The sequence below is a fragment of the Aequorivita viscosa genome, assembly GCF_900106795.1.
GTDB lineage: Bacteria > Bacteroidota > Bacteroidia > Flavobacteriales > Flavobacteriaceae > Aequorivita > Aequorivita viscosa.
This window is the reverse complement of sequence record NZ_FNNS01000001.1, coordinates 225,564-231,644: the sequence shown is the minus strand read 5'-3', so window position 1 is coordinate 231,644 and position 6,081 is coordinate 225,564. Positions and strand designations below refer to the sequence as shown.

Genomic DNA, 6,081 nt, shown 5'->3' with positions numbered 1-6,081 from the left:
TTGTGGTGAAAATTTACTTCGTCTCATAATACTGTTTAAAATTAAGATAATTATTCTACTTTTAAACAGTTCGGTTTAAAGGGAAGCTTACAATTCACCTTAACTTTTTATTCTAAAATTTCTCGGAACGGGGTACGGAATATACTCTGTGTCATCGCCTTCTATTTTATCAAACAATTGTTGATCCCATTTCGTTTTGGCATCTTCGATAAGTTCTTTACTAGATGAAACGAAGTTCCAATCTATAAAACGTTCCTCTGGGAAGGGTTCCCCTCCAAAAATATAAATCGTACTATTCTCGTGAATGGTAAATTCGCAAAGTGTACTGTCTTTTGCTACTAACAATTGCTTAGGTTCAAAAACGTTTCCTTCGCTTTCAATTGCGCCTTCAAGAATATACAAACTAGATTCACCATAAAGCTCGTTGCCAATATTTATAGTCTGTTTTGTTTTACTTTTAATTTCAAGCATAAATAATTTGCTGAAAACGGGAACAGGCGATTTTTTTCCAAATGCTTCACCTGCAACTAGCTTAAATTGGACATCTCCTTCTGTCCATCTGGGAATTTCGTTTTCTGTGATATGAGAAAACTGTGGATCCATTTGCTCCAGATCTTTTGGCAATGCCACCCAAATCTGCAATCCGTGCATAAAAAGTTCAGAATCTCTCAGATATTCGGGAGTTCGTTCGGAATGTACTATTCCTTTTCCTGCAGTCATCCAATTAACTGCGCCAGGCTTTATTTCTACTTCGTTTCCAAGAGCGTCGCGGTGCATAATGCTTCCTTCAAATAAAAAGGTTAGCGTAGAAAGCCCAACATGTGGGTGTGGTAATACATCAAAATTGTCTCGTTCACTTAATTTAACAGGTCCCATATGGTCGATGTAGATAAATGGCCCTACCATTCTTTTTTGGCGAAATGGTAGCAAACGTCCTACCATAAACTTCCCAATGTCTGCAGCCCTTTCTTCTATTATCAGTTTTATGTTTGACATATCTAATCTGTTTATTTTTATTGAATTTTATGTTGAAATTAAAAGCACGTTCTACAAAGTATCTAAAAAAACGTAATACATTTTTTTTTGAAAATTTCTCGAACATACAATTATTCAATGAAAAATTCCGCGCTATTGATAATCAATAATTAGATTCTAATTCTCGTTGAAGCACAATTCCCTTTAAAGTTATTTTTAATACAACAACTAGACTTTTCTAGGGTTGATAGGATTGTTTGACAGCAATAAACTCACTATTAATCCAATACTTAATAAAGCGGTTCCTGCCATATAGGTTCTTGGGCCAATCAATTCAGGATTATGACTATAAAAATCACGGATATATGCTGCTAACTGAGGCCCAACTATTCCACCCATTGACCAGGCTGTAAGAATCACACCATAAATAATGGGCATAAGCTTTGCGTGAAAAACATCCAATATATACGAAGGCATGGCTCCAAATCCGCCTCCGTAGCATAAAAGCACATAACAAACCAAAATGGCAAACATCCACGGGTTATTCGTAAATATCATTAAAATAAAAACCAGTAATTGGGAGCCAAGAATCAATCGAAAAACTTGAATTCGGCCAATTTTATCCGATATTCCGCCCCAAAAAAAGCGGCCAAGTCCGTTGAATATTGAACTAACAGCAATTAAGGTGGCTCCTGCCATTGCAAGCGCTTTAGCGCTCATTGTTGGGTTTTCTATTCGTAGTAAATCTTGAATCATTGACGATTGTAAACCAATAAACATTATTCCTGCCGAAATATTTAAAAAGAAAATAAGCCACATACCCAAAAACTTTGTGGAAAGTAGGCTGGCCTTTACAGGTATCGAGTTTTCGATCTCTTGATTGTTCGCACTTAATTCGGGCGGGGAATATCGTTTAGGGACAAAACCTTCGGGTGGGTTTTTCAAGCTTAATCCAGCTGGAATTCCAAACAACATGAGTACCAAGGCGATGTAGAAAAACACCTGAACCATATTGCCATCGGTAAAGTTTATCAATAAAGGGGCGATAAGCTTAGACATTACTAACGCACCCAAGCCAAAGCCCATTACAACCATTCCTGTAACAAGCCCCTTTTTATCGGGAAACCATTTTAAAGCTGTTGCGACAGGGGTTACATATCCCAGTCCTAAGCCAATTCCGCCAATTACTCCAAAGCCTAAATAAAAGAGGTATAGATTGCCAATAGCCATGGCATAAGCACTTATTAAATACCCAATACCGTATAATAAAGCTCCTGCAGATGCTAGTTTTTGTGGTCCATATTTTGGAAGTAAAATCCCTCCTACTGCGGCAGATAAACCAAGAAACAGAATCGCCAAACTAAAAATCCACATAGTTTGAACATTCGTCCAGCCATACGCCGTACTTATTGGTTTCTGAAAAAAACTCCACGCATACACTGTACCTAAAACTAACTGAAGAAGTGTCCCCATTATGGCGATAAACCACCGACTTACCTTAAATCCCTTCATTAAAAAGTGATAATTTATTTGTATAGTTTTCAGGGTTCAATTTACGCAAACTATATTTTGTCGATGGTTGCAATATTTATTGTTAAGTCAGAATTAATTATCTGCCTTAAAGAAATTTAGCTATGGCACTTAAAATGAAAGATTTATTTTTCTAAATCTACCAATATTTTTACTTCAGAAGGGTCTTTTGTTAGAGCTTCAAATCCTTTTTCTACTACTTCATCCAGAGCAATAACGCTGGTTACAAGATTTTCTACTGGTAATCTTCCACTACTTATTAATGCGATTACTTCAGGAAAGATATTTCGATATGCTGCTGTGCCTATAATTGTCAATTCCCTTAATGTTTGGTTCAAAGCATCGTGAGATATTTTATTACCAAAAAGAGCAACCAAAACTGCAGTTCCTCCATTGCGAAGGCTGTCTATTCCTGTATCAAAGGAAGCTTGTGCACCCGCTGCATCAATAAAAACGTCAACACCATTGCCAGTCATTTCTTTGATTTTTTGAGGAATATCTTTGCTACGAGCATCGAAAGTATGGGTAGCTCCTACTTCTTTTGCTTTTTTCAATCTGTTTTCTGAAAGATCTGACACAAAAATTTGCGAAGCTCCTGAAGCCACAGCAACTTGAACAGTTAATAAACCAATGGGACCTGCGCCTGCTATTAAAATAGTATCGCCCATTTTCATGCCACTACGTTGAATTGCGTAAGCTGCTACTGCAGCAGGTTCAACGATTGCTCCTTGTTCAAAAGACATAGCATCAGGCATTTTATGCACCATATAATCCTCGACTACCACATATTTGGCAAAACCTCCATTTGAAGTCAATCCAACAAATCCGAGTGGTTCTGAAAGGTTGTATTCTCCAGTTGTAATAAATGGGCTTTCAGGATTTCTAAAAATAGGTTCTACAGTAACTCGATCGCCTTTTTTGATGTTTTTTACGTTTTTACCAATCTCTTCAACTACGCCCGAGAATTCGTGTCCAAGCGTGGTTGTGCCTTGATGCCCGTTAAGTGCATACGGTTTATCTACTGGAATTAATTGTGGGCCGTGGGTATATTCGTGCAAGTCTGATCCACATATTCCAGTGAATTTAACTGCAATTTTTACTTGATTATCTTTTGGCGAAGGAACTTCTGTTTCTTCAACTCTAATATCTTTTGCTGCATACCAGCGAGCTGCTTTCATCATTGTCATAATTTTATTTATTTTAAATTAATAGTTGTTTTTGTGCTGTTTTACAATGTTTTCGGTTAGTTCAAATTTTTAGCTTTTACTTCTTATTCGTATTTTTAAATTAAAATCAAAAATCGAATTCCTAGTATGAAAAACTTAGCAATTAAGCCTAAGTTGTTTCATATACCATCTTATCAGAATTTGTATCATTTAATTCGCAACGCGACTGAAGGACATTTTGAAACCTGATCAATCAGTTCTTCCGTAGTTGCGTTGTTTGGTTTTATCCAAGGTCTATCTTTCGGATTGTACACTTTCGGCAGTGTTTGTACACATATTCCTGAATGAATACATTTTTTAGGGGTCCATAAAATGGTTATTTCTCCATTTGAATATTCGTGCGTCTCCATAGTTTATATTTTTAAAATTTCATTTCGTATCCATTTAAATATAAGCATTTATAAGGACTTTAAATTTATAGATTACGAACAAGTTTAGCACAAATAAGCCGTCTTATTTCGAAAAATGAGACGGCTTAAAAATGTTTAGAAATTAACCTATTTCTACTATTTTTTTACAATTTTAAGTGTTTCAGAATACCCGCCGTCAAAAGTTACTTTTACCAAATAGATTCCCGAATTTAAAGTGCTCAAATCTATTTCTCCATGTGAAATTGCGCTTGGTTTTAAAACAACTTGCCCCATTAGATTGTAAACGCTAATAGACTCTATAGCTGTTTTTGATTGAATAGTAAACACCTCGTCTACTGGATTCGGATAGTAATTAAAATTAACCGATGTTAAATCAGAAATACCTAATGTTCGACATTCACCTGCCACGAAAAAAATAGATTCTGCCCCCAATGGTGTCCAACTAGGGCCACCATCTTCCGACAACATTGTTATTGCGCCATCTGTACCATTTTCTGTAGCTGCCCACCATACGGTAGAAGGCTCAGGAGTAGTTATTTTTGGCTCTAACCAATAGATTCCTTCGGTAAAAACAACTGTTTCAGTCAAGTCAAAAACCACGTGATATACAGGATCATTGAACAACGATGCGTATGCTATAGACGACGTTACATCCGCTTGAATTACCTCAATTACGGCGCCCGGTATTCCATTATTGTTTTCTCTAATATTAAAAACGCCTTGATCTGGAACTTGAACCTGATTTGTACTAATTGATATTTGTTGTAATTCAAAAGCAGTATCAGCCGCAACCGTAAAACCATTTGCTACAAATGTATTTACGTCTAGCGGGTCTAAATTGAATGCTGCGTCAATGCTTGGTGCAATACCCAAGCCTTGGAAACAATCAAAATAGGGTTCAGGAACAACAACATTTCCTAGACAATTCACCTTTATACTTACCGTTGTCGGACCGCTTGTTTCATACAAATCAGCAATTATATAATAAGTAGTTCCTTCAACCAAATCAATATATTCCGATTGCTCGCCGGTCCAATAGAAATTAGTAACATTCCCGGCCATATTTCCACAGCTATACATTATCATAAAGTCTGCATCGCCATCACCTTGATCCAAATCCATAATGTGAAGACCTGTGGCAGTTGCCGTAAACTCAAAGACTTGTTCAGAGCCAGTATAATTATAAGGAACATCGGTATAATTTGTCCAATATCCTGCATTTGGTACCAAATCTGCGGTATAAACAGTGTCACACGTTACCAAGATTTTTTCATCACACGGAATTTCACTTAAGAAATTGCCTTGAATTTGTCCGTTATTAGCGTTTAATGACGCTCCGGAAAAAGTGTAATCATCAAAAGACTTAAAAGTCCATTTAGGGATAGTTTTTCATCATTTGTAAGTTAGATTTTATTGTTTATTAAGAAGCAAAATTACGATGAAAAAACCGCAATCCATTAGTTTAAAAACTATTTAAAAATTACACTTTTATAAGTCATTGATTAATGGCGCTATGTTTTTTTTAGAATTCTCAATTATATTTTTTCTGACGATTTAGAATTTTGAATATCCAATTGTCAATTGAAAACTTGCCAGCGCCAGTTATTAATATCACCAAATACAATGCGGAATAAAGCAATGGTAATTCCTGATTTGCAAACGGATCGTTTGCGTGAAAAATAAAGGCGGCTACTAACATGGTTGTCAATAACGGAATGGCTGTTAATCGTGAAGCCAATCCAAAAATTAAAAGTATAGAGCATAATACTTCTGAAAAAACCGTTAGCGCCAAAGTAGTTGAAGCCCCTAAACCAATAGGGTCTGGAAACTGAATGGGTTCAGTACCGAATAATGGCGCAATTTTTCCGATGCCGTGTGTTAGCATTAAACCTCCTCCTGCAAGTCGAAGAATAAGAAGCGAAATATTTATTCTTTTCGCATAAACCCCTGGATTGAAAATGTTTTTTATCATTATTATA

Annotated in this window: 6 protein-coding genes; all 6 read right to left on the bottom strand. The window is 36.2% G+C overall.

What is annotated here, in order from left to right; genetic code table 11:
* Positions 1-99: 99 nt before the first annotated feature.
* The 6 genes from BLW28_RS01045 to BLW28_RS01020 all read right to left on the bottom strand — a co-directional run bounded on the left by BLW28_RS01045 (position 100) and on the right by BLW28_RS01020 (position 6,074).
* Complete coding sequence (locus tag BLW28_RS01045) at positions 100-996, bottom strand: pirin family protein (RefSeq protein WP_073216464.1); 897 nt, start codon at positions 994-996, stop codon at positions 100-102.
* Between the two features lie 207 nt (positions 997-1,203).
* Positions 1,204-2,487 (bottom strand): L-lactate MFS transporter, encoded by a 1,284-nt coding sequence (locus tag BLW28_RS01040; protein WP_073216461.1) that lies wholly within the window; start codon positions 2,485-2,487, stop codon positions 1,204-1,206.
* A 143-nt stretch (positions 2,488-2,630) separates the two neighbouring features.
* Positions 2,631-3,686 carry a 2,3-butanediol dehydrogenase gene (locus tag BLW28_RS01035; protein ID WP_234946444.1) on the bottom strand — a complete coding sequence of 352 codons (1,056 nt, stop codon included), beginning with the start codon at positions 3,684-3,686 and terminating at the stop codon, positions 2,631-2,633.
* Between the two features lie 191 nt (positions 3,687-3,877).
* The gene (locus BLW28_RS01030) at positions 3,878-4,081 is read right to left on the bottom strand and encodes a (4Fe-4S)-binding protein (RefSeq protein WP_073216456.1); all 204 of its coding nucleotides are present in this window, start codon (positions 4,079-4,081) and stop codon (positions 3,878-3,880) included.
* A gap of 156 nt (positions 4,082-4,237) precedes the next feature.
* Positions 4,238-5,365 (bottom strand): T9SS type A sorting domain-containing protein, encoded by a 1,128-nt coding sequence (locus BLW28_RS01025; protein ID WP_073216454.1) that lies wholly within the window; start codon positions 5,363-5,365, stop codon positions 4,238-4,240.
* Between the two features lie 268 nt (positions 5,366-5,633).
* Positions 5,634-6,074, bottom strand: a complete 441-nt coding sequence (locus BLW28_RS01020; protein WP_073216451.1) for a DoxX family protein — start codon at positions 6,072-6,074, stop codon at positions 5,634-5,636.
* Positions 6,075-6,081: the final 7 nt, after the last annotated feature.

Excerpts from the sequence above, each read along its gene's own strand:
- BLW28_RS01045 (WP_073216464.1), bottom strand. The coding sequence starts at position 996 with ATGTCAAACATAAAACTGATAATAGAAGAAAGGGCTGCAGACATTGGG.
- BLW28_RS01040 (WP_073216461.1), bottom strand. The coding sequence starts at position 2,487 with ATGAAGGGATTTAAGGTAAGTCGGTGGTTTATCGCCATAATGGGGACA.
- BLW28_RS01035 (WP_234946444.1), bottom strand. The coding sequence starts at position 3,686 with ATGATGAAAGCAGCTCGCTGGTATGCAGCAAAAGATATTAGAGTTGAA.
- BLW28_RS01030 (WP_073216456.1), bottom strand. The coding sequence starts at position 4,081 with ATGGAGACGCACGAATATTCAAATGGAGAAATAACCATTTTATGGACC.
- BLW28_RS01020 (WP_073216451.1), bottom strand. The coding sequence starts at position 6,074 with ATGATAAAAAACATTTTCAATCCAGGGGTTTATGCGAAAAGAATAAAT.